Annotated in this window: 13 protein-coding genes; 6 read left to right on the top strand and 7 right to left on the bottom strand. The window is 69.8% G+C overall.

Annotated elements, in window-relative coordinates; genetic code table 11:
* Positions 1–130: 130 nt before the first annotated feature.
* The 5 genes from Srubr_RS26395 (at position 131) to Srubr_RS26375 (ending at position 14,263) form a co-directional block, all read left to right on the top strand.
* On the top strand, positions 131–1,336 hold the full coding sequence (locus tag Srubr_RS26395; protein ID WP_268257592.1) for a beta-ketoacyl-[acyl-carrier-protein] synthase family protein: 1,206 nt from the start codon (positions 131–133) through the stop codon (positions 1,334–1,336).
* Positions 1,337–1,542: 206 nt separating this feature from the next.
* Positions 1,543–2,685: a cytochrome P450 gene (locus Srubr_RS26390; protein WP_229926823.1), complete on the top strand. Its 1,143-nt coding sequence runs from the start codon at positions 1,543–1,545 to the stop codon at positions 2,683–2,685.
* A 2-nt stretch (positions 2,686–2,687) separates the two neighbouring features.
* Complete coding sequence (locus Srubr_RS26385) at positions 2,688–4,793, top strand: beta-ketoacyl synthase N-terminal-like domain-containing protein (protein ID WP_189997436.1); 2,106 nt, start codon at positions 2,688–2,690, stop codon at positions 4,791–4,793.
* A complete protein-coding gene (locus Srubr_RS26380; RefSeq protein WP_189997435.1) occupies positions 4,786–11,598 on the top strand; it encodes a type I polyketide synthase in 6,813 nt (2,270 codons plus the stop codon). Before Srubr_RS26385 ends, Srubr_RS26380 begins: the two co-directional genes overlap by 8 nt.
* Entirely contained in the window at positions 11,582–14,263 is a 2,682-nt protein-coding gene (locus Srubr_RS26375) for an amino acid adenylation domain-containing protein (protein WP_189997434.1), read from the top strand. Before Srubr_RS26380 ends, Srubr_RS26375 begins: the two co-directional genes overlap by 17 nt.
* A 64-nt stretch (positions 14,264–14,327) precedes the next feature.
* On the opposite strand, the gene Srubr_RS26370 is transcribed toward Srubr_RS26375, so the two are convergent.
* Positions 14,328–15,542, bottom strand: a complete 1,215-nt coding sequence (locus tag Srubr_RS26370; protein ID WP_203855059.1) for a beta-ketoacyl-[acyl-carrier-protein] synthase family protein — start codon at positions 15,540–15,542, stop codon at positions 14,328–14,330.
* 154 nt (positions 15,543–15,696) lie between these two features.
* On the opposite strand from Srubr_RS26370, the gene Srubr_RS41015 reads away from it, so the two are divergent.
* Positions 15,697–16,356, top strand: a complete 660-nt coding sequence (locus tag Srubr_RS41015) for a coenzyme F420-0:L-glutamate ligase (protein ID WP_229926822.1) — start codon at positions 15,697–15,699, stop codon at positions 16,354–16,356.
* On the opposite strand, the gene Srubr_RS26360 is transcribed toward Srubr_RS41015, so the two are convergent.
* The 6 genes from Srubr_RS26360 to Srubr_RS26335 form a co-directional block, all read right to left on the bottom strand.
* Positions 16,293–17,282, bottom strand: coding sequence for a sugar phosphate isomerase/epimerase family protein (locus tag Srubr_RS26360; protein ID WP_203855058.1), 990 nt, complete (start codon positions 17,280–17,282; stop codon positions 16,293–16,295). The two genes, Srubr_RS41015 and Srubr_RS26360, sit on opposite strands and share 64 nt — an antisense overlap.
* A 2-nt stretch (positions 17,283–17,284) precedes the next feature.
* Positions 17,285–18,202, bottom strand: a complete 918-nt coding sequence (iolE, locus tag Srubr_RS26355; RefSeq protein ID WP_189997432.1) for a myo-inosose-2 dehydratase — start codon at positions 18,200–18,202, stop codon at positions 17,285–17,287.
* A 17-nt stretch (positions 18,203–18,219) separates the two neighbouring features.
* A complete protein-coding gene (locus Srubr_RS26350; protein ID WP_189997431.1) occupies positions 18,220–18,765 on the bottom strand; it encodes a hypothetical protein in 546 nt (181 codons plus the stop codon).
* A gap of 22 nt (positions 18,766–18,787) precedes the next feature.
* Positions 18,788–19,930, bottom strand: a complete 1,143-nt coding sequence (locus Srubr_RS26345; protein ID WP_189997430.1) for a ferritin-like domain-containing protein — start codon at positions 19,928–19,930, stop codon at positions 18,788–18,790.
* A gap of 66 nt (positions 19,931–19,996) precedes the next feature.
* Positions 19,997–21,910: a GMC family oxidoreductase gene (locus tag Srubr_RS26340; protein ID WP_203855057.1), complete on the bottom strand. Its 1,914-nt coding sequence runs from the start codon at positions 21,908–21,910 to the stop codon at positions 19,997–19,999.
* A 468-nt stretch (positions 21,911–22,378) separates the two neighbouring features.
* Positions 22,379–24,055, bottom strand: a complete 1,677-nt coding sequence (locus Srubr_RS26335) for an NAD(P)/FAD-dependent oxidoreductase (protein ID WP_189997429.1) — start codon at positions 24,053–24,055, stop codon at positions 22,379–22,381.
* Positions 24,056–24,082: the final 27 nt, after the last annotated feature.

The following is a 24,082-nucleotide window of genomic DNA, read 5'->3' as shown; positions in this document are numbered from 1 at the left end:
CACTCACCCGCGCGCAGCCCCTTCCGGCCGCACTTCCCTCCTGTCGGACGAGCCGCCGAGAAATGCGTCTCGCTTACGCCGGGCAACCCGGTCCACGCAACAAAACGAAAGCGATGAGGAAGTAAAGACGGTGGACGTATGGGTAACGGGCCTGGGCGCCCTGACGCCGATCGGCGCTGGCATGGCGAGCACCTGGGCCGCGATGCAGGCCGGTGCCAACGGGGTCGCGTACATCGACGAGAAATGGGCCGAAGGGCTCCCCGTGCGTATCGCCGCGCGCCTCACGGCGGACCCCGCTGACTCCCTTGACCGCACCGAGGCCCGCCGCCTGGACCGGGCCGAACAGACGGGGCTGGTCGCCGCGCGGGAGGCCTGGCGCGACGCCGGCTCACCCGACGTCGACCCGGAGCGCCTCGCGGTGGCCGTGGGCACGGGCATCGGGGGTGTCACCTCGCTCCTCGCCCAGAACGACCTGCTGGCCGCCAAGGGTCCGCGCCGGGTCTCCCCGCACACCGTGCCCATGCTGATGGCGAACGGGCCCGCGGCCTGGATCAGCATGGACCTGGGCGCGCAGGCCGGCGCCCACGCCCCGGTCAGTGCCTGCGCGTCCGGCGCGGAGGCGATCGCGCTCGGGCTGGACCTGATCCGCGCGGGCCGCGCCGACGTGGTGGTGGCGGGTGGCGTGGAGGCCAGCGTCCTGCCGCTGCCGCTGACCGGCTTCGCGCAGATGATGGCCCTGTCGACCGCGAACGACGATCCGGCCCACGCCAGCCGCCCCTTCGACGCCCGGCGCCACGGGTTCGTCCTCGCCGAGGGCGGAACGATCGTCGTGCTGGAACGGGCGGAGCACGCCCGTGCTCGCGGGGCGCGCGCGCATGCCGCGGTGCTCGGGGCGGGTGTCAGCTCGAGCGCCGCCCACATCACGGCGTCCGACGTGCCCGGGCAGGTCCGGGCCATGACCGCGTCCCTGCGCGATGCCGGCGTCGGACCCGGTGACGTGAACCATGTGCACGCCCATGCCACCTCCACACCCCAGGGTGATCTGGCAGAGGCCAGGGCGATCGCTCAGGCCATCGGAACGCATCCGGTGGTGACGGCGACGAAATCCATGACCGGGCACATGCTGGGCGCGTCCGGGGCGATGGGCGCGGCCGCCGCGATCCTGGCGCTGCGCGACGGCACGGTGCCGGCCATCCGCAATCTGGACGAGGTGGATCCCGAGGTGGAACTCGACGTCGTCAGGGATGCACCGCGCAGCGGCCGGCTGGAAACCGCGCTCGCCAATTCCTTCGGTTTCGGCGGACACAACGTCTCCCTGGTCTTCGGCCGCGTCTGACCGATTTCCGCACCTCGTCACCAGCTTGCCCCCGCCCCGTTCACGACCGTCTGATATCACAGCGAAAGAATGACATGACAGCCCATAAAAGCGAGGGTGAATGTCCCCTCTCACTCGGCCGTGACTTCTTCGAGGATCCACACTCGGTCTACCGAGTCATCAAGGAGAACGGAAACAGGCCGACGAAAGTCGTGTTGGAGACGGGAATGGCCTACCTCCCGCCGAACCTGCACGCCTGGGTCGTGACCTCGTACGAGGACATCGAATTCGTTCTGCGAGATCCGCGGTTCTGCAAGAGCATCGATGAGGCCATGGCGTTGTTCCGGGCGAACAGTCCCGACGGCGAGCAGGCGCGGGAACGCAGCTCGCTGCTGTACGACAACATGGCCAACAACGACCCTCCGGCTCACACCGCCCTCCGCAAGCCGCTCAACAGCGCCTTCACCGCGCGCGCCGTGGCGACCAAGCGCGAGGCCATGGAGGAGCTGGCCGATTCGGTGCTGGACGCCGTGGCCGGGCGGGAGACGTTCGACCTTGTCCAGGACTTCGCTTTTCCCTACTCGATATCCGTGATATGCGGCATGCTCGGGGTTCCGCGCGAGGACCGCGGCACTTTCCACGCGTGGGTGCAGACGATCACCGGGGACGCCGCCGCCACGGCATTGGCTCGTGCCACCGAGCAGATGGTCGGTTACCTCAGCAAACTGATTCGTCACAAGCGCGAGGGCGACGCCGATGACATCCTGACGCAACTCGCCGTGTCGTTGGACGAGCCCCAGGCCGTGGCGCAGGCATATGCGCTGCTCGCCGCGGGTTACGAGACGACGGCGAACCTGATCGTCACGGGTTTTCTCACCCTGGAGTCCACCCCGGAGCAAAAGGCCCGGCTGTGGCGCGACCGTTCACTCGTGCCGACGGCGGTCGAGGAGATGCTGCGCCACCAGTCTCCGTTCAACCTGTCGCTGTACCGGTACACCACCGAGTCCGCCGAGGTGGGCGGCGTGACGATCCCGGCCGGTTCTGTCGTCTTCCTTGCCTTCGCCGCGGCAAACCGGGACCCCGAGCGGTTCACGGATGCCGACACCTTCGACTTCGGCCAGCCGCGCCGCGAACACCTGGCGTTCGGCGGCGGCCTCCACAACTGCATCGGCAAGCATCTGGCCCGGCTGGAGACGGAGGTCGCCTTCCACGCCCTGATCGAGCGCTGTCCGGACCTTCGTGTCGTCATGCCGAGGGAACGGATGGAATGGAAGGCGAGCCCGACCTTCCGGGGCCTGCGGAACCTGACCGTCGGACCGGGGCCCTTGCCCGCCCGGTCCTGCGCCCCCGGGAAGAGGGCCGCCTCGTGACCATGACGACGCATGGGATCGACCCCACGGCGCCCATCGCCGTGGTGGGCATGTCCTGCCGCTTCCCGGGCGCCACCCACCCGGTGGGTTTCTGGAACAACCTCATGTCCGGCACGGACAGCGTGGGAACGGCCCCGCAGGGCCGCTGGGAGCAGTGGCTCGGGGACGGACCCGCCGTACCGGGCACACCCGTCACGCAGGGCGGCTTCATCGACGGACCGGACACGTTCGACGCCGGGTTCTTCGGCGTCGCGCGCCGTGAGGCCGAGCACATGGATCCGCAGCAGCGGCTGCTGCTGGAACTCGCCTGGCAGGCCCTGGAGGACGCCGCCGTCTCCCCCTCGACCGTGCACGGCGCTCCCTGGGGGGTGTATGTCGGGGCGTGCGCCGACGACTTCCGGACCCAGTACCTCGCCGCGGGCCGACTGGACAGGTTCGGGCACATGGGCACGAGCCGGTCCCTGCTCGCCGGCCGTCTCTCGCACCACTTCGGTCTGCACGGGCCCAGTGAGGTGATCGACACGGGCCAGTCGTCGTCGCTGTGCGCCCTGCACCGGGCGGTCGTGAGCCTGCGGCTCGGCGAGTGCGAGGGAGCGCTCGTCGCCGGGGTCAACCTCAATCTCCTGCCCGAGGTCACCGAACAGGTCCGGCTGTGGGGCGGGCTGTCCGCGGACGGCCGCTGCCGCACCCTGGACGAGCGCGCCGACGGTTACGTACGGGCGGAGGGCGGCGGCTGCGTCGTCCTCAAGCCGCTGGACACCGCCCTCCGCGACGGCGACCACGTCTACGCCGTCGTCCGGGGCAGTGCCACCAACAACGACGGCGGCCGGTGCGGGCTCGGTGTGCCCAGCCACGACGCCCAGTGCGAGGTCATCCGGGCGGCGCACCGCACGGCCGGTGTGACGGCCGACCAGGTCGCCTATCTGGAGCTGCACGGAACCGGTACGCCCGTGGGGGACCCGGTGGAGGCCCGGGCCGTGGCCGCCGTCATCGGGCGGCAGCGCCCGCAGGCCGATCCGCTGCGGGTCGGCTCGGTGAAGACGAACATCGGGCACCTGGAGTCCGCCGCGGGGATCGCCGGGTTCATCAAGGCCTGTCTGGCCGTGCACCACGGTCAGCTGCCTCCCACCCTCCACCACCACCGCAGCCCCGCGGACCTGCCGCTGGGCGACCTCAACCTCCGCGTGATCGTGCGGCCCGAGGAGTACACGTTCGGCGCCGACGACGTCGTCGGAGTCAGCTCGTTCGGTATGGGCGGCACCAACGTCCACGTGGTCCTCGGGCCGCCCCCCGCACCCGGGCCGGCCCACGGCCGCGACCCCGTCGAGCGCCCCGACGCCGTGCTGTGCCTCTCCGGCCGCTCCCGGGAAGCGGTGCGCGCACTGGCCCGCGCCCTGCTGGACCACCCTCTCCCCGCGCGGAGCCCTTCCGTGGCCGACGTCGCGTGGACACTGGTGCAGCGGGCCCAGTGGGAGCACCGGGCGGCCGTCGTCGGCGGTGACTGGGAGGAGATCCGCGAAGGGCTGCACAAGGTCGTCGCCGGTCACGACCTGGCCATGCCGGCCGGCTGGACGCAGGGCGCGGACCCGGGCCGTATCGCCGCGGTCGGGGCCGCCAGCTCCTACGTGTGCACCGGTGGCATCGCCGACGTGACACGGCATCTCGGCCCAGGGCTGCGCAAGGTTCCCGGCCTGCCCACCTACCCCTTCGAGCGGGACACGTTCGCGCTTCCCCGGCCCGTCCGCACGACCGCGACGACGGCCCCGGCCACGCAGCCGGCGCCGGTGCCCGACGGACAGGACGCCACCGGGTCCCTGCTCGATGAGTGGACCCGGGCGAGCACCCCGGACCGGCTGTGGCTCATCCGCTCGTTCCTGGAGCGAGAGCTGCTCACGGTGTTGGGCGAAGCGGGGAGCTCACCCCTGCGCATCGACCCCGACCACACCTTCAACGACCTCGGCATCGACTCCATGTCCCTCCTCGAGTTCCAGGAGCGCATCGTCTCCGCGACGTCGCTCGCGATCCCGGAGTCGGCGCTTTTCGACCACCCGACCATCAACGAACTGGCGGCGCATGTGAACACCGAGATGGAGGCCATCCGTGGCTGAGCACACAACGGAGCCGGAGGACATCGCCGTCATCGGCATGGCCTGTCGCTACCCGGGCGGCGTGGACACCCCGGAACGTCTGTGGGAGCTCGTCAACGAGGGACGCGACGCGATCAGCGACTTCCCCGCGAACCGGGAGTGGCATACCGAGGACCTCTACGACCCGACGTTCGTGCGCCAGGGTGGGTTCCTCCACGACGCCGACCTCTTCGACGCCGAGTTCTTCAACATCAGGGCCGCCGAGGCCGTCTCCATGGACCCCCAGCAGCGGGTGCTGCTCCAGGTCACCTGGGAGGCGATCGAGCGCTCCGGCATCGTCCCGTCGAGCCTGAAGGGCTCCCAGACGGGCGTGTTCGTCGGGCTCATGGCGAACGAGTACGGCATGCCACTGTGGAAGTGGCAGGACGAGACGGCCGGGTTCATGGGCACCGGCACCTCGCCGAGCGTGGCCTCCGGCCGCATCGCCTACCTCCTCGGCCTGGAGGGGCCGGCGCTGACCATCGACACGGCCTGCTCGTCGTCGGGTGTCGCGATCCACACCGCCGTACGCTCCCTGCGCAGCGGCGAGACGGACCTGGCACTCGCCGGCGGCTGTACCGTCCTGGCGGGCCCGGGCATGTTCGTCGACTACGCCAAGAAGGGCGCGCTCTCCCCCGACGGGCGCTGCCGTACGTTCTCCGACACCGCCAACGGCACGGTGTGGGCCGAAGGTGCGGGTGTCCTCGTACTCGAGCGTCTCTCCGAGGCGAGGCGCAAGGGACGCCGCATCTACGGCGTCATCAAGGGCACCGCCGTCAACCAGGACGGAGCGAGCAACGGCCTGACCGCGCCGAGCGGCAAGGCCCAGGTCAAGGTCATCAAGCAGGCGCTGGCCGACGCCCGGCTCACGCCCGGGCAGATCCAGCTCGTGGAGGCACACGGCACCGCCACCAAGCTCGGTGACCCCATCGAGGCCAACGCCATCCAGGCCACCTACGGGCAGGACCGGGCTGCCGAACCCGTCTGGATCGGGTCCTTCAAGTCGAACATCGGCCACTCCATGGCCGCGGCCGGCGTCGGCGGAGTCATCAAGTGCCTGATGGCCATGCGCGCCGGCACGATGCCCAGGACCCTGCACGTGGAGGAGCTCAACTCCCACGTGGACTGGTCCTCCTCCGTGGACGTCCTGCGGGACAGCAGGCCGTGGGAGACCACGCCGGATGGCGTACGCCGCTGTGCCGTCTCCTCCTTCGGCGTCAGTGGCACCAACTCCCATGTCGTCCTGGAGAGTTGGGAAGAGCCACAAGCCCTCCCCGACCCCGGTCCCGAGGGTGCCGGCCGAGCCCACACCCTCACGCTCTCCGCCAAGACGGCGACCGCCCTGCGCTCCTACGCCGCGGCCGTCGCCGACCACCTCGCCGCGAGCACCGCACCGCTGGCGGTGACCGCCCAGGCACTGGCGACGCAGCGCGAGCACTACGACCACCGCGCGGTGGCGGTCGGGACGGGACGCGGGGAACTCCTCGACGCGCTCCGGGCCTTCGCTGCGGGAGACGAGGCACCGTCGGTAGTCCAGGGCGAAGCCCGGCGCATCCGCCGTCCCGTCTTCGTCTTCCCCGGCCAGGGATCCCAGTGGGACGAGATGGCGGTACGACTCCTGGCGGAGTCCGACGTCTTCCGCCTGCGGGTCGAGGAATGCGCCGGCGCCTTCAAGCCGTACCTCGACTACGACCTGATGGCCGTCCTGTCCGGCGACGACCGCGAGACGGATCGCGACCGCACCGACGTCGTGCAGCCGCTCATCTTCACCATGATGCTCGGCCTCGCCGCGCTGTGGCGATCCGTCGGCGTCGAGCCCGCCGCGGTGGTCGGACACTCCCAGGGCGAGGTCGCCGCCGCCTGCCTCGCCGGTGTGCTCAGCCTGGACGACGCGGCCCGCGTGGTGGCCTGCCGCAGCCGCGTCCTGGAGGAGCGGGGCCGCGGCGGCATGGCGGCGGTGGCCCTCGGCCGCGAGGAGGCACTCGCGCTCACCGAGGAGGCGGGCGCCGATCTGGTCGTCGCAGCGTCCAACGGCCCGGCGTTCACGATCGTGTCCGGCGACGACGAGCCCGGCATCCGCCGGCTGCTCGACCTGTGCGAGGACCGCGGCGTGTACGCCCGCCGCGTCCCGGCGAAGTGCGCCTCGCACTCCCCGGTGATGGCCGAGCTCGAACACCCGATCACCGAGGGGCTCGATGGGCTGCAGCCGGCCGTGGGAGAGGTGGCCTTCTTCTCCACGGTCGAAGGCCGTCGTCTGGAGGGCACGGAGCTGACCGCCGCGTACTGGTACCGCAACGTGCGCGAGCAGGTCCGGTTCGCCGAGACCGTCGAGGTCATGCTGACGCACGGCTACGACGCCTTCGTCGAGATCAGCCCGCATCCCGTCCTGCTCTCGTCGCTGCAGCAGGTGCTGGCACAGGCCGGCAGCGAGGCCCCGGTCTGCGCGACACTGCGCCGGGACCAGGGCTCCTACCAGCGCTTCCTCACCGCGGCCGGCGAAGCCCATGTCCAGGGGCACACCGTCGACTGGACGGCCGCCCACACCGGTGCGTGGCCCGACCGGCCCGCTCAGGCGGAGCTGCCCACCTATCCCTTCGAGGGCCGCCGGTTCTGGCTCCCGGCGCAGATGGACCGGGCGGCGACGACGGTCCCCGGCACCGCGCCGCGCCGGGAACACGCCCGCATCGCCGAGGGCGCCCACCCGTTCCTTACGTCCGTGGTCGAGACCGTCGACGGCACGGTGGTGATGAGCGGCCGGTTCTCCCTGCGCAGTCACCCCTGGCTGATGGACCACCGGGTCCGGCAGACACCGCTGCTGCCCGGTACGGCCTTCGTGGAGCTGCTCGTCTCGGCGGGCCGGGAGCTCGGCTGCGAGAGCCTGGACGAGCTGGTGCTGCGCGACCCGCTGCCGGTGCCGGTCGACGGCGGCCTCATCGACCTCCAGCTCACCGTGAAACCCGCGGACGCACAGGGCGCGCGGGCGGCAGCGGTCTTCTCCCGCCCGGCGGGCGACGGCACCTGGGTGCACCACGTGGACGCGGTGCTGTCCCGGCCGCACACCGTGGCCCGCGCCGCCTGCGATCTCACGGCACCCGCGCACGCCACCCGGATCGACCCCGCCGATCTGTACGCCCGGCTGCGGAGCATGGGCTACGGCTACGGCGACGCCTTCCAGGGAGTACAGAGCGGGGAACAGGACGGAAACCGGGTCAGGTCTCGGGTCGTCCTGCCCCAAAGCGCCCGCGTCAACCACGGTGGCTTCGCCGTGCATCCCGCCCTGGTGGACGCCGCTCTGCACGCCGCGGTGGGCTGCGGACTGTTCGGCGCGCCGCGGCCCGGGGATGTCGCCGTCCCCTTCGTCTTCAGCGGCGTACGGACGGGGGAGGACAGCGACACGGACGAGTGCTGGGCGCTGGCCCGTCAGGTGGCACCCGAGACCATCGCGCTCACCCTGGTGGACGACGCGGGGCGCACCCTCCTGCACATCGATCGCATCGTGGTGCGGGGACTCGCCCTGCCCGCCCGGCCGGCGGGCGGCGAGGAGGCCGCCCTCTACACGACCGAGTGGGCGCAGCTGGACGGCGAGGCGCCCGCCGACCAGCGGCTGTGCGTGGTGGGCGCGGACGGACCACTGGCCTCGGCCCTGAGGGATGCGGCGCGCTCCGGCATCGCGGTGGCGACCCTGGACGAGGCCATGCTCGTCGTCAAGGGACTGCCCGGAACGTGGCAGCTCGCCCTTCCCGCTCCGCAGGGCGCCCCCGGACGGAGCGTCGCCGAGCAGGCCCACGACTCCGCGGCCTGGGCGCTGGAGACGATCCAACAGTGGCTGCGCGCCGAGGACCTGGACGGCCGGGCCCAGCTCACCCTCGTCACGCAGAACGCCATAGCCGTCACCGGCGACACCGTCCACGACCTCGGTCAGGGCGCGCTGTGGGGAATGGTGCGGTCCGCGCAGACCGAGAACCCCGGCCGCGTCCGCGTCATCGACGTCGACGCGTCGGCCGCCGACACGCCCCAGACCCTGCTGCGGGCACTGACGCGGTCCGAGGCGCAGCTGGCCGTCCGCGCGGACCGCGTGCTGCTGCCGTACCTGTGGCCGCTTGCCGCCTCCGCGGGCCGGACCCCGGACCTCGGCGACGGCACCGTCGTGATCACGGGCGGCACCGGCACGATCGGTCGTGCGCTGGCCCGCCACCTGGTGACACGGTGGGGAGTGCGCTCCCTGGCGCTGCTCAGCCGCAGCGGACAGCAGTCCCCCGGAATCGCCGAGTTCACCGCCGAGCTGCACGGCCTCGGAGCGTCCGTCGCCGTCCTCGGCGTCGATGTGGCCCAGGCGGACAGCGTGCGCGGGGCACTCGCCCGGCTGCGCGCCGAACGGCCCCTGGTGGGCGTCGTCCACGCGGCCGGCCTGCTCGACGACGCGATCGTCACCAACATGACGCCGGACCAGCTGCACACTGTCCTGGCGAGCAAGGTGGACTCGGCACTGAACGTCGACGAGGCGACGCGCGAGGACCAGCTGCGCTTCTTCACGGTCTTCTCCTCCCTCTACGGCGTCCTGGGCGGCCCTGGACAGGCCAACTACGCCGGTGCGAACGCCTTCCTGGACCAGTTCGCCCAGTGGCGACGGGCCCAGGGCCGGCCGGCCAACTCGGTCGCCTGGGGGCTCTGGGCCGAGGCGACCGGCATGACGGGGCACCTGGACGAGGGCGACCTGCTGCGCCTGCGGCGTAACGGCGTGGCCCCGTTCGAGGTGGACGAGGGACTCGCCCTGTTCGACGCGGCGCTGGCCGGTGACGCGCCCGCCGTGGTCGCGGCGCGCCTGGCCGTGAGCGACGCGACCGAACACGGCCGTACCGCCGGACCGTTCCTGTTTTCCCGCCTGGTGGGGGAGACGAGCGGAGCCGTCGCCGGGACCCCGGTGGCCGGCGCGCCCAGCGCTCCGGAAGTGCGTCCGCCCCTGCCCGGCACGGCGCCGCGGCCGCAGCCGGGCGCGGAGGCCGGGCAGGACGCGGCAGCGCCGGAAACCGCCTCGGTGGTGGACCTGCTGAGGTCGCCCGATGCCTCGCACGACCAGCGTGCCGCCGGGCTGCTCTCCCTCGTCAAGGAGGGCGTGGCCGAGTTGCTCGGTACCGAGGCACGGCGGGTGGACGCCCAGAAATCCTTCTACGAGATGGGCTTCGACTCCCTCACGTCGATGGAGCTGCGGGTCCGTCTCGGCCGGAAGCTCGGCACGCGGCTGGGTGCCACCGTCGTCTTCGACCACCCGACGCCGGATGCCCTTGTCTCCCACATCCTGGACCTGTTCGAGGAGGACGAGGCCACCGGGGGAGCCAGCGCACCGGACGCACCGGACGCACCGGACGCACCGGCCGCGGCGGAAGCACCGCCGCAGACCTTCGCCGCCCCCCGTCCGCGCGCCACGGCGGAACGCAGGCGCCCCACGCGAGAAGACTCCCGGCCCGCTCTGCCGGACTCGGAGCCCTTCCCACTGACCCAGTTGCAGGAGGCGTACCTGGCGGGACGCGCGGGTGACTTCGAACTCGGCAACGTCTCCACCTACCTGTACGTGGAGGTCGACCTGACCGGCTTCGACGTCACGGCTGCCGAGCAAGCCCTCGACAGGCTCGTGCGACGGCATCCAATGCTGCGGGCCGTCTTCGACCCCGAAGCGGGCACCCAGCGGGTCCTCGGAACCGTCCCCAGGGTGTCGATCCCCGTCGAGGACCTCACCCGGCTGACCGATGAGGAACGCGGGCAGCGGCTCACCGAGATCCACGACGAGCTGAGGGCCCACGACTTCGATGTCACCAGCTGGCCCCTGTTCCTGGTCCGGGCGACGCGTGTGACCGAGGCCGTGACCCGTCTGCACTTCGGACTCGACGTCCTCATATCCGACGGCGGCAGCACCGCCCTGCTCTTCAAGGAGTGGGCCGAGCTCTACCGCGACCCGGACACTGAGCCGGCCGAGCCCGCTGCCCGGTACGAGGAGTACGTCCGGACGATGCGTGCCCACGCCGCGTCCCCGGATGCCGAGCCGAGCAGGTCGTACTGGCGTGAGCGCCTCGCCACCCTGCCGGCGGCACCGGAACTGCCGCTCGCGTGCCGGCTCTCCGACGTGCCGGTGCCGGTCTTCAGCAACCGGTTCCTCCGCGTCGACGCACCGGAGTGGGAGCAGTTCAAGCGCAACGCCGCCGCCGCGGGCCTCACCCCGTCCTGCGCGGTGCTCGCGGCCTACTGCCACGTGCTGGCAGCTTGGTCGAAGACGCCCGACTTCACCGTCAACTGCCTGGTATCCCACCGCGGTTCGGTGCCCGGGCTGGACACCACCGGGGTGGTGGGCAACTTCTCCGCCACCAGCCTGCTCGAAGTCCACGTCGACCCGGCATCCCCGTTCCGGGACTCCGCGCGGCAGATCCAACGGCAGCTGCTGCTCGACATGGAGCACACCGCGTACACCGGCCTCGACGTCCTGCGGGACCTGGGCCGGCGGGACGCGGGTGCCGGCCGGGCCCGCATGCCGGTGGTTTTCAACAGTGCCCTCGGGGTCAGCGCGGCGGACGGTACGACGACCGGCCCGGTGGGTTCGCTGTGCCGCATGGGCGAGACCGGCGTGCCGGTGTGGAGCGGCGTCCGCACCCCCCAGGTGATCCTGGACCACACGGCGTTCGAGGAGAACGGTGGCCTGATCCTCAACTGGGACGTGCTGGAGGACGTGTTCCCCGAGGGAGTCGTCGATTCGATGTTCTCCGCGTACGAAAGGCTGATTCGTGAACTCGCTCGCTGACACCGCCTGGCTGGAACCCGTCTGGGCCCGCGACCCCGTCCTGGGCCCCGGCGCGTGGCCGGGGGACGCGGACCGGCCCACCGAGCCCGGCGCGGACGCGCTGCTCCACGACCGGTTCGTCGCCCAGGCGGCTCGCACCCCCGACGCGGTGGCCGTCATCACCCCCGACCGTCGGCTCAGCTACGCCGAGGCCGCTCGGGAGTCGGCAGGTGTCGCCCATCGGCTGGCGCAGGGCGGCAACGGCCCGGGGGACCTCGTCGGTGTCGTGATGGAGAAGGGATGGGAGCAGGTCGTCGGGTGCCTGGGTGTGGTGCGGGCCGGTGCCGCGTACGTGCCCCTCGACCCGCACTGGCCGGCCCGGCGTCTGCGTGACGTCCTGGCGGCGGCCGGCATCAGCACCGTGCTCACCCAGCCGTCCGTGCGGGACGCCGTGGACTGGCCCGACGGAGTCGAGGTGCTGGACATCACGGTGCCGGACTCCGGCACAGCCCCGGCCGCGGCGCCGGACGTCGCGGTGAAACCCGGCGACGTCGCGTACGTGATCTACACGTCCGGTTCCACCGGTGTGCCCAAGGGCGTGGTGATCGAGCACGGTGCGGCCGTCAACACGGTCAGGGACGTCAACGAGCAGATGTCGCTGACGGCCGACGACCGGGTCCTGGGCCTGTCGGCGCTCACCTTCGACCTGTCGGTGTACGACATCTTCGGCCCGCTCTCCGTCGGTGGCGCCGTCGTGCTCCCCGCACCGGAGGACTCCCGCGAACCGGCCCGCTGGCTGGAGCTGATGAACGAGTCGGGCGTCACGGTCTGGAACAGCGTGCCCGCGCTGATGGCCATGCTGTGCGAGTACCTGACCTCGGCCACGGACCTCGCGTCCCCGGCCCGCGACGGCCTGCCGCCGCTGCGGACCGTCCTCATGAGCGGCGACTGGATACCGGTCACGTTGCCGACGGAGATATGGCGCTTCTTCCCGCAGGCCGAGCTGTGGAGCCTCGGGGGCGCGACGGAGGCGTCGATCTGGTCGATCTGGCACCGCATCACCCCGGCCGACGCCTCCCTGCCGTCCATCCCCTACGGCACGTCCATGCGGAACCAACGTGTCTTCGTCGCGGACCGGCTCCTGCGGCCGCGTCCACCGTGGGTGTCCGGCGAGATCTGCATCGCCGGCGCCGGTCTCGCCCGGGGCTACCTCGGGGACGAGGAGCGCACCGACCGGAGCTTCGTCACCTCACCGGTGACCGGCGAGCGGATCTACCGCACGGGCGACTGGGGACGGCTGCTGCCCAGCGGTGAAGTCGAGTTCCTCGGCCGCGAGGACATGCAGGTGAAGGTGGGTGGCTACCGCATCGAGCTGGGCGATGTGGAAGCCGCGCTGATGCGCTGCGACGGTGTCGCGGCGGCGGTCGTGACCGCGCCGGGTGACCGGGGCAGGGTGAAGCTGGTCGCGCACGTCGTCCTGGACGCCGGCTCCGAGCTGACCGGTGGGGACATCAGGCGGGCCGTCGGCGAGTTCCTCCCCCCGTACATGGTTCCGGCCCACCTCGTGGTGCGGGACGAGCTGCCGCTGACCAGGAACGGAAAGGTGGACCGGGCGGCGCTCGCCCAGCTGCCCGGGGAGGCCGCCGTGGCCGAGGAGGACGCTCTCCCCGCCACCGCGGAAGAACACCTCCTCCTGTCCGTCTGGCGGAGCTTCTTCGAAGCGCCCGCCCTGTCCGTCCTGGACAACTTCTTCGAACTCGGCGGCGACTCGCTGCAAGCGGTGCGGATGATGTCTGTCCTGAGGCGGGAGGCAGGCGTCACGCTGCCCGTGTCGACGCTCTTCTCCGCCCCGACCGTACGCGCGCTGGCGCTCCGCGTCCGGGAGTCCCGGTCCGACGGTGACCTGTCCGAACCGCTGGTGATCCCGCTGCGCACCACGGGAAGCGCGGTCCCCCTGGTGTTCCTCCACCCGGTGGGAGGTGGCGTCCTGTGCTATTCGGACCTGGCGCGCAGCCTGGGGGAGGACCAGCCGTTCTACGCCGTGCAGTCGGATGACTCCGGAACCGAGGACGCCACGCTGACCGGGCTCGCCGCCGCGTATGCGAAGGCCATCACGCGGACCGTGCCGGGGGAACGGTTCCGGCTCGGCGGCTGGTCGATGGGCGGCCTGCTCGCTCTGGAGACGGCCAGGGAGCTTCGCGGGCTCGGGTACGCCGTCGACTCCGTGGCCGCCATCGACGTCCTGGAGGGCCCGGAGGAGCTGCGGCGGGCCCCGTCGACCGACGGCGAACTGCTGCTGTGGCTGGGCAAGGACCTCGCGGGAACGGCCGGCGTGCCTTGGCGGCCGTCGGCTCCGGTCACCACACCCGACGAGCTGTACGGCGCGCTGGGTGCGGCCGGAGTGCTCTCCGCGGACCTGGGCCGGCCCGAGTTCCAGAAGGTGTACCGCCGCTTCGCGCGCAACGCCCAGGCCCTGTACCGCTACCGGCCGACCGGGTTCGACGGCCCGGTCCTCTTCGTGCGAGCGGAGTCCGGAGCGGCCCCTGAGGTGGTCGAGGGCTGGCGGCAGCTGTGCCAGGGCCGCTTCCGGCAGGTGACGGTGGCCGGTGACCACTACACGATCGTGCAGAAGCCGAACGTCGACGCCGTGGCCAAGGCCCTGAGCGATGTCCAGGAGAACCGCTGAGACAGAACGCGTGATGCCGTGACCGGCCTGACGACCAGGCCGGTCTGCGGTCGGTGTCACGTCGTCACGTCGTGAAGACGAGACTGACGTTGTGTCCGCCGAACCCGAACGAGTTGGCCAGGGCGGCGGACCACCGGCCGGTGCGCCGCTCACCGCGCACCACATCGAGGTCCACGCGCGGGTCGAGCGCGTCCAGGTTACGCGTGGCCGGCACCGTGCCGTCTCGGAGCGCGAACAGAGCGGCCATGGCGCCCACCGCTCCGGACGCGCCCATCATGTGGCCGGTCATCGACTTCGTCGCTGTCACCGCGGCGTGGCTGCCGATCACGCGGCCGATCGCCTCGGCCTCCGCCAGGTCACCGGACTCCGTCGAGGTGGCGTGGGCGTGTACGACTCCGATGTCCGCCGGGGCCAGGCCGGCGTCGCGCAGCGCCAGTTCCATGGCGAAGGCCTGGCCCTCCGCGTCGGAGGCCGTGATGTGGTGCGCGCTCGAACTCACGGCGCTGCCGGCCAGCGTGCCGTAGGCACGCGCGCCACGGGCCCGGGCGAACTCGGCGCGTTCGAGCACCATCATCCCCGCGCCCTCGCCCATGACGAACCCGGACCGCCCGACGTCGAACGGGCGGGACACGGTCTCCGGGTCGGTGGACTGTGTGGACAGGGCCTTCATCTGGGCGAACGCCGCGAGGGTGAAGGGGTGCAGGCATGCCTCCACCCCACCGGCGACGACCACGTCCGCCCGCCCGCTGCGGATCAGGTCCTGCCCCAGGGAGAGGGCCTCGGCTCCGGACGCACAGGCACTGACCGGAGTCCTGGCGCCTCCCTTCGCGCCCAGGTCCATGCTCACCCAGGCGGCCGGCCCGTTGGGCATCAGCATGGGGACCGCGAACGGTGACAGCCGGCGAGCCCCGGCGTGTTCGAAGACGTCGTCCTGCCCCAGTGTGGTGAGCACACCACCGGTCCCCGTACCGATGACGACGGCGAACCGTTCCGGCTCGACCCCCGGGGCACCGGCGTCCTTCCAGGCTTCGCGCGCAGTGAGGACGGCGACCTGCTCTCCGCGGTCCAGCTTCCTGGCCTCGGTCCTCGGAAGCAGGGAGGCCGGGTCCACCGTGAGCCCGGCCGCGACGTGCACGGGCAGGTCCGCGGCCCAGTCCTCCTCCAGGAAACGCACTCCCGACTTGCCGTCCAGCAGCCCCGACCACGACGACGGCGCATCGGCTCCCAGCGGCGTCATCGCGCCGACACCCGTCACCAGCACACGACCGCTACGGGTCACATGAGCCTCCTTGGATTGTGGAGATGCCACATAGTGTCTGACGTGTCCTCATGGTGATCATGGCAGCTATCCATTGCAAAATCGGAGCGGGAGTCGACTGATGTAAAAGCGAGAAACTGTAGTATCCCAACAACAATGTCCTGGTGGAGCGTCAGTGCATGGACGATGGGTCTTCGGGGCGTCTGAAGCACTGCGGGCGATCACGCGGTGGCAAAGCCCTCGGTCAAGGAAGGGCTGCTGGCCCGGCTCCGTCGGCGAGGGCGTCCCTTGTCATGACAGGCAGCCGATCATCGCCCGCCACACGCTCGGTTACCAGCTCACCTCCGCCGGGATCGACCGGGCCGGCACCGAAGGCGCCTGGCTGCTGCCCGCAGACCCCGACGCTTCCGCCCGCTCCCTGCGCGACGCCCTGAATACCTACTCCGGTCCCACGGTCGCTGTGGTCATCGCCGACTCCGACGGCCGGGCTGACCGCCGCGGCGCCACCGTCGTCTCCATCGGCGCGGCAGGCGTGGCACCCCTCCGGGTGACGGAGCACGGCGGCAAACGGCAGGAGGAGACCTTCACCGACCTCATCGCCGCGGCAGCCGGCATCATCCTCGGCCAGCGCGGCCGTACACCAGCCCTCCGCTCGTCATGTGCACAGAAGCGAGGACGCCTGAGCTGCATGGTGCTGGGATGGTGCTCAGAAGCGACGCCGCGCAGGCGACTGCTGTTCATGGCGCCTTGGCCGATGAGCAGTCCGGATTATCACGCGTGCAGGGTGGCCAGCTCCGAACGCAGTTTCTTGATCCCCGCCTCGGCGACCTCGTAGGCGCTCGGTACGTCCGGAACCGGATCGTCCTCCATGGGGATCCAGAACTTCCGCCTTGTCAGCCGCAAGGAATTGAGGAACGCCGGGATGGCGTTGAAGACTTCGATGAGCAGCGGTCCGTCGTACACGGGCAGGATGGGATCGAGGAACGTGCGCCAGGGGATCCAACTGTCCGCGACCTCGCCGCGGTCCGGCGGGGACACCTGTACGTAGTGCAGGCGCCGCTGGTCGGCGGCATCCCGGATGTCGCGGCGGTACGCCTCCGGACCGCTGCTGCCGAGGACGACGTGGGAGCTGTCCACGCACACGCCGATGTGCGGACTGCGCGCGTCGGCGAGGAAGTCGAGCACGTCGCGCACCATGTTCGGGGCCGGTGTCTCCCAGTGGTCGACGGGTTCGATGGCGACCTGGACGCCCTTCTCCGCCGCGTACTCGCCGAGCTGCTCGAAGAGCGGCTGCGCGATGCGGTACCGGGGCTGCAGCCAGTCCTGCAGGGCGTCACTCCACAGCGGTTCGCCGTTGAGGGTGGGAAACACGTTGTAGGGGAAGAGGACGGGGCCCGCCATGATGGTGCCGCGCAGGGCCGCTGTGATGTCCACCCTGGACTTGAGGTAGGCCAGGGCTGCCTCGCGTTCCCCGGCGTTCAGCGATGTGGGGTTGTAGGCCGGCGTCGTGGCCACGTTGGTGGTCAGGCCCACGTCCTCCAAGCCGGCTGCGTCGAGAGCCTTCCTGAGCCGTTCGTAGCGGGGCACGTCTGCTTGGGGGTCGCCCGTCCCGTTCGGGAAAACGGGCATGTCGAAGCCCGTGTATCCGATGTCCCGCAGTTTCCTCATGTGCCTGACGATGACCTCGGTGTACCGGGGGTCATCCGGGTGCAGGTTGACGGTGAACATGAAGAAGCTGAGGTAGATGTCGCGTGCCTTCATCGTCACCATCCCAGGACTTCGGTGAGGTGACCGCGGGCCATCTTGGCGTACGTCAGCGGGTGTGCCGTCGCCGGATTCTGTTCGGCCTCGACGACCAGCCATCCCTCGTAGCCGGCTTCCCCCAGCGTCGAGAGGATGGGCTTGAAGTCGATCGCACCTTCTGGATCTCCGGGCACGGTGAAGACGCCTTCCAGGATTCCCTCCTGGAAGGACAGGTGGTCGCTCTTCACCTTGTCGACCATGGGCTGGCGGACGTTCTTGAGATGAACGTGCTTGATCCGCTGCTTGTGTTTTTTCGCGGTCGTGAGCGGGTCGTCGCCCGCGAACCGGAGATGCCCGGTGTCGAGCAGCAGATGCACGTGGTCCGGGTTGGTGCCCGCCATCAACCTGTCGACGTGCTCGGCCGTCTGCACGCCAGTGCCCATGTGATGGTGGTAACAGAGCCGCATCCCCTTGTCTGCGGCCAGCTTACCGATTTCGTTGAGCCCGGCGGTGAGGAGACCCCATTCTTCGTCGGTGAACTCGGGGCGGTGCTTGAAAACCGGGATGGGCTGCAGGTGCGACGACCGCCCGAATTCCGCGACCACGATGTCCTTGCCGCCCACTTTTTCGAGGAACTCCAGCTGCCTCTTGAAGTTTTCGACGGTCCGACCCTTTTCGCCGATGGTGAAGTAGGTGCTCACCCAGGGCTCGGACACCTTCAGGCCGCGCAGGTCGAGTGCCTTCTTCAGTACGGCGGGGTCGGCCGGGTACTTGTGACCGATGCTACAGCCCTGGAACCCCGCGAGCGCCATCTCGCTCACGCATTGCTCGAACGGGATGCCGATGTCGATCAGCGGAAAGTCGTCGTTCCACCACAGGGTCGGCGTTACGCCGAGTGACACCTTGTCGGGACTCAGGTCGGGGACAATGCTGGTCATGACACTCCCTCCTCTTGTCAGTCCTCGAATACGGGCGGGTTGACCCACGATCCGTAGCCCGGCGCCTTCGCGCCGGACGGGTGGGCGCCGATGGCCCGCCACAACAGCCCCTCTGTGTAGGCGTCGGGGGAGACGACGAACAGGGGTTTGCGTTCGTCTGCGCCGTGTGCGCGATCTTCGCCGGCCTGGTGTTGTCCGGACATGGCCTGCCAGGCCCTGCCGCCCTCGGGCCGGCTGTCATCCGGGACGGCGGGCTTCGATCCGCTTTTCCCGGGCGCAGTCCAGGCCGCCACGTCCATGCGTCCCGCCAGTTCCGGGCCGTACCAGACACCGACATACCAGAGCTTGATGATGCTTCCCACCACTGGATCGGCGGGGACAACAGAGGGACCGGAAGCCATGGCCTTCTCGATCGCATCCGGCCCTACTTGATTCACCACCGTCTTGTAGTACGCCTCCGCCTGACCAGTTCCCCATAGATCGAACTCGCTGAACCCGGTCACCGCGGCAGAGAACTTCACGAAATCGCGCAACTTGTCTTCTGCGGCCGTGCTTTGCGTCATGACCCCGCCTCCTTCGACGGTCTTAGAGCTCGAATGTCGGGCCGGCGTTCGCCCCCGGATGCCCTGTGAGCGGGTTGCGGATGAGTCGGTTCATGCTGTCGCGCACGCGGAACATCTCCCAGACCGCCTTGAGCAGAAGGTCGGGCTGACCGTTGTAGGCCAGATTGACGTTGGTCAGGAAGGTGGCGTAGAACTGGTTGAATTCCTTGGCCGCCGCCAGGATTTCCGGATCTCTCGCGAGGTCCGCCAGCTTGATGTCCGGCTTCACCGGATAGACGGCACCCCAGTCGACGTGCAGAACCGGGCCGGAAGGCTCGCCCGGCTTGTCGCCCTTCTGGTAGTACCTCCCCTTTTCCAGTTGCTGGAACCGGTAGTAGTGGGCGAGTTCGTCCTGGCTGTCGTAGATGCCGCCGTGCAGCCCTTCGCCCTGCTCCGCGACGAGGGTCAGCGCCGCGACCGCGGTGTCGCGGCCGGTCACCTCGATCACATCGCCGCCACCGGAATAGAAGTACTCGGGAGTCACCTGGCGAGCGGGATCGCCGGTGAAAATCGTCGTCCCTGCCTGGCGGGCCTGGTCCTCCAGGTGGTTGATGCCCCGGATGATCTCCTCGTAGAACTCACCGATGCTCGAGAAACGCTTGGTGGGTTCTCCGGGGACGAGGCCGAAGATTGTCCCGGACTCCTCGAGTTCCGCTAGTTTCTCCGGTGGCGGCGGCGCGCCGTTGGACGACAGTCCAAGGGCCGCCCAGTCCATCGGTACGAACCTGTCTTCCTCGGTAGCCGCCTCCGGGGGCTTCTCGATCTTCAGGAACGTGTCGAGAGCCTCGCGCGAGAACGGCCGGAGATGGACATCGAAGTAATCGGGACCACATGGCAGGCGCGTCGGGTAATTCGGCACGAATCCCGGCTTGGTGAGGTCCGGTTTCCCGCCCACTGCGTTCAGGACGTTCGCGACCAGGGTGAGGTGCAGCATCTCCTCGACGGCCACGACCCTGATGACATGCCGGGCATCCGAGTTTGTCTCCGGACGCAGCGAGTAGAGCGCGGTCAGGTAGGGCGGGAGCGTCGCATGCTCCAACTGGAGCCCTTTGTAGAGGTAGTCGTACAGCTCCTCGATGGTCTTGATCTTGGGGTCCGGAGCGGGCTCTGATTCTGAAACGGACATGGTCCCCCAATCGTGGGCGGTGGAGGGTGGGCGGTGTCGCGTTCAACCCGCCGATCTGCGAGCTGTCTAGCCGCGGACGGCGACCGGCGCTTTCGCGGCACGCAGGTGCTTGACGATGTGGGCCGCACTGCGGAAGGCGAGCGCCGCCATGGTCAGGCTGATGTTGGACGTCCCGATCGAGGGCATGCTGCCGGGCCCGACAAGGTAGAGGTTCTCGTGGTCCCACGAGTGCTGGGTGTGGTCGACCACGGAGTTCGCCGGGTCGGTCCCCATGATGTGCGTGCCCGCCAGGTGGTTGCCGCCCACGATGTTGTACCACTGGCCGTCGTGCTCGACGGCGCTGTAGCTGTTCTTGTCGTACGTGGTCCTGTCCTCGGCGCCGAGCTTCTCGAAGATGTCGGTCGCGAGCTTGCGGGCGAACGCGGCGCCCCGCATGGTGTAGGGCGGGATCTTGAACGACACGACCGGCTTCAAGTTGCCGAGGGCATCCTTGTATCGCTCGTCCACGGTGACCGTGTTGCTCCTGTCGGGCAGCAGGTCGATCATGAAGGCCAGCAGAAGCTGCCGGGAGATCCGGTTCCCGAGCGTCCTGCGCAACTCCCGCCCGCGCAGGCCCCGCTTGTCCACGAGTTCGACCAGGTCCGTGTAGGGCGAGCCGGTCGCCCACCCCCAGCCGTCGTTGTGGATGTCCACGCCGAATCCGGCCTGGGTCGCGCGGAATCGCCCGCCGCGCAGGTCGGTGATCCCGCCCGTGCAGGTTGTGCCTCGCATCGTGCCGGCCGGCTCGGGCAGCAGGCCCCAGGTCAGCAGGTACGCGTGGTCCATCAGGTTGCAGCCGATCAGCTTGCTTCGGCTCATACGCTGCATGTCGGAGGCCAGCATGAGCCGGGCGTTCTCGATGGCGTGCGCGCAGAGGATGTAGACGGTGCCCTTCACCGTGTACTCCTCGTACTTCTCGGAGTTGAGCGACTCGTATTTCTTGACGGTGATCCCGGTCACCCGTCGGTCATGCTCGCTGATCTCGACCTTGGACGCGACGGCTTGCGTCACGATCTTGACGTTGCCCTTGCTGAGCGCCTTGGCCAGCGTCTTTCCCGAGTGATATTTGGCCTGCACCGGGCAGATCGGGACGCAGTTGGTGTTGCCCTGACAGCGCTCGCCCTCTTCCACCTGGCTCGTGCTCACCGCGCCGACCGGCACGAAGCCCTTGCCGCCGTCGTACGCGGCGTTCGGCACGCCGTTACGGGCCTGCGGAAAGCTCCGCACCTGGAGCGTGTAATCGTCGTCCGCCAGGGTGACCCGCATGCCGTCCACCCCCCGGGCGACCACCTGGTCGAGATAGGACGGCGGCATGCGGTGCATCGGGAACACGTATCCCTTCGGGAAATGCATTCCCAGGTACGTCTGGTCCTCGACTTCGGCGGCTACGCCCAGTTCGGCCTCGGCCTTGCGGTAGTAGGGTTCCAGGTCGTCGTAGCTGAGCGGCCAGTTCAGGCCCTGGCCGTACTTGGTCCGCAGGTCGAAGTCCTCGGGAAGCATGCGCAGCGCTTTGCCCTCCCAATGCATGGAGGTGCCGCCGAGGACCCGGGTGAAGGTGGTGTCCGTGCAGTACTTGTCCTCTTGCACGAGGTAGAAGTCGTCCCGGGGTGTTTCCGGACGCACCGGCATCGTGTCGGTGCTCCTGGGCATCCGGGCATTCGGATTGAACGGGTACGGAGACTGGTTGTCCTTGACGACCGCGCCGTAGAACCGCGACAGGTACGACTCGTACTCGGCGAGGTCCAAATCCTTGCCGGGGCCGGCTTCGAGAATCACCACCTTGTAGCCCGCCTGGCCCAACTGCTCGGCGACGATGGAACCTGCCATGCCGCCACCGACGACAACGGCATCCCACTCGCCTTGCGCAGCCTCTGCGGCGCTGGTCTGCGTCGCGGCACCGGCTGGAAAGATCACCGGGTCCGTACCGTCGTAAGACACCATTGATGCCCCTTGTCGCGTCTGGGGGTGACCTCACCCCGGTTATGGGCAGAACAGCCCGATGGCAGATCCGGCCAGCCGTCAGAACGGATGGTGATTGAATGGCTGTCGAAGGCCGCCCCTGCCACTAGCAAAGAGAATCAGCTCGGAATCCGAGTTCAAGCTGGATAACTAGGGCAAGCAAGCATCGCGGCGCCCACCGATGAACCACTGAGGGCTTCCCGTAATCCCAGCGCGTCTCGCCGCCGACTGCGGCCACCCCCCGCGTTGTCGGATCGTCCGAGCACGTCGCATACGAGGATCACCCTCCGCTTTGCGATTGACCACATCCGATGCCGCCCGCCGACCCACTGGGGATCGGAGAAGGGCCTCGGTACGAGGCTTGCATAGACGCTGTCATTCCGCTCTACGGCAGCGGGGACCTTGTCGGTGAATCCACCGTTCGGGCGTGATCAGCGCGCCTTTTCAGCGTCAGGCGTAGTAGGCGCCCAGCGCCGCGTTGGCGGTGCCGCCGTCGGCCCGTAGCACTTCCGGGCGGCCGGTGAAGTAGTTGTGGACGGCGAGCGCGGCCGCCGCTCCTTCACCCGCGGCCATCGCGATACGGCGCACGCCGCGGTACCGCACGTCTCCAGCGGCGAAGACCCCCGGCACGCTGGTGGCGTACGCGGGCCTGACCGTGCCGGAGACATCGGTGCCCGTGACCACGTACCTCTTCTTCAGCTCCACTCCGACGCCCTCGAGCCATGAGGTGTCCGGGTCGGCGCCGATCAGCACGTAGACGGCGTTCACCGGCAGCGTGTCCGTGCCCTTCCCCGTTTTCACCCGCACCGCGGTGAGGCGCCCCTCGGTCCCCAGGTACTCGGTGATCTCGGTGTTCGAGCGCACGCGGATGGCCGACTCCTTGATGGCCCTGACCAGACTGGGCAGCATCGTGGAGTCCTCCAGGGTCCTGCGGACGAGCAAGGTGACCTTGGCGGCCTTCGCCGCGAACATCAGCGCGGCACGGCCCGCGGTGTCACCGGCGCCGACGACAACGATCTGGTCGCCTTCGGAGACCTGCTCGGCGTCTGCCGGCAGGGCCATGTAGTACACGCCCTGGTTCTCGTAGTCGGTCTCGTGCTTGCCGCCCTGACGGCGGGCGGCCGCTCCGCAGGCCACCACCACGGCAGCAGCGTTCACCTCGACCTTCTGACCGTCATCAGTGCGCGCCGTCAGCTGCAGTCGCCTCAGCGGCGGCTGTCCGTCACCCGCGGCGCGCTCCTCCAGCGTCGACAGTTCCTGCGCCCGGGCCGCGGGCAACCACTGCACCTTCTTGAGCAGGGCCTGCTGCAACCCTCGCTGGGCCAGCTCACCTGCCACGATGCCGCGGGGGAAACCGAAGTGGTTGTCGATGACGTTGACCGCGGTGCCGGCCGCACCCCCCGGTGCCTCGTTCTCGATGATGAGGACCTTGTGGCCGAACAGGCCGGCGTGATTGATCGCCGCAGTCAGTCCCGCGGGCCCGCCGCCGACCACGACCACGTCGAAGTCACTTCCTCCGCTGTACCGCGTCAGGTCCAGCGCCTTGGCCAGTGTGATCAGATGCGGATTCAGCAGCCACTGGCCGTCGATCTCCACGGCGACCTCCACCTCCGCCGTCGGCGTGCCCTCCACCGTGAACGTGACGTGGTTGAGCAGCAGGAAGCGCACCACCCGGTACACAGCGGCGGCCCTGCGGTCCCCCTGGACCACGACCCTTCGCTCCCCTTCAGGGGTCGTGTCGTAGAGCATCCGTTCCAGCCGCGGCCACAGCTCGTCCTCGTCCGGACGGGCAGGCAGCACCTGGATGCCGTCCAGGCCCTCACCGCCGGCCCGGGCACCGCTGTCGGACAGCAGCAGGCGTCCGGCCGGCGGCACAGCGCCGGTCTCCTGCAGCAGGTCCGAGCCCGATCCGTCGGACAGGTCCTCCGCCGCCACCACGGCCGCGACACGCCGTCCGGCCGACGCAGCGCCCTCCAGTACCTGCTCGGCCTCACCACGTGTAGCCGCGCTCAGCACCTCGTAGGCATCGGCGAAATATCGCTCGATCCGTTCGGCCAGGTCCTGCGCCGACCAGCGGTCTGCGCCTGCCACCACAACGGTGGCGCGTCGGTCGGTGGTGCCGGGCATCACAGCTCCTTCAGCATCGTGGTCGGG

Origin of the sequence: Streptomyces rubradiris, from assembly GCF_016860525.1 — a bacterium.
Taxonomy (GTDB): Bacteria; Actinomycetota; Actinomycetes; order Streptomycetales; family Streptomycetaceae; genus Streptomyces; species Streptomyces rubradiris.
The sequence above is the reverse complement of the archived record's forward strand: the minus strand, read 5'-3'. Positions and strand labels throughout refer to the sequence as shown.

Excerpts from the sequence above, each read along its gene's own strand:
- Srubr_RS26335 (WP_189997429.1), bottom strand. The coding sequence starts at position 24,055 with ATGCCCGGCACCACCGACCGACGCGCCACCGTTGTGGTGGCAGGCGCA.
- Srubr_RS26345 (WP_189997430.1), bottom strand. The coding sequence starts at position 19,930 with ATGTCCGTTTCAGAATCAGAGCCCGCTCCGGACCCCAAGATCAAGACC.
- Srubr_RS26385 (WP_189997436.1), top strand. The coding sequence starts at position 2,688 with ATGACGACGCATGGGATCGACCCCACGGCGCCCATCGCCGTGGTGGGC.
- Srubr_RS26360 (WP_203855058.1), bottom strand. The coding sequence starts at position 17,282 with ATGAAGGCACGCGACATCTACCTCAGCTTCTTCATGTTCACCGTCAAC.
- Srubr_RS26390 (WP_229926823.1), top strand. The coding sequence starts at position 1,543 with ATGGCCTACCTCCCGCCGAACCTGCACGCCTGGGTCGTGACCTCGTAC.
- Srubr_RS26350 (WP_189997431.1), bottom strand. The coding sequence starts at position 18,765 with ATGACGCAAAGCACGGCCGCAGAAGACAAGTTGCGCGATTTCGTGAAG.
- iolE (WP_189997432.1), bottom strand. The coding sequence starts at position 18,202 with ATGACCAGCATTGTCCCCGACCTGAGTCCCGACAAGGTGTCACTCGGC.
- Srubr_RS26340 (WP_203855057.1), bottom strand. The coding sequence starts at position 21,910 with ATGGTGTCTTACGACGGTACGGACCCGGTGATCTTTCCAGCCGGTGCC.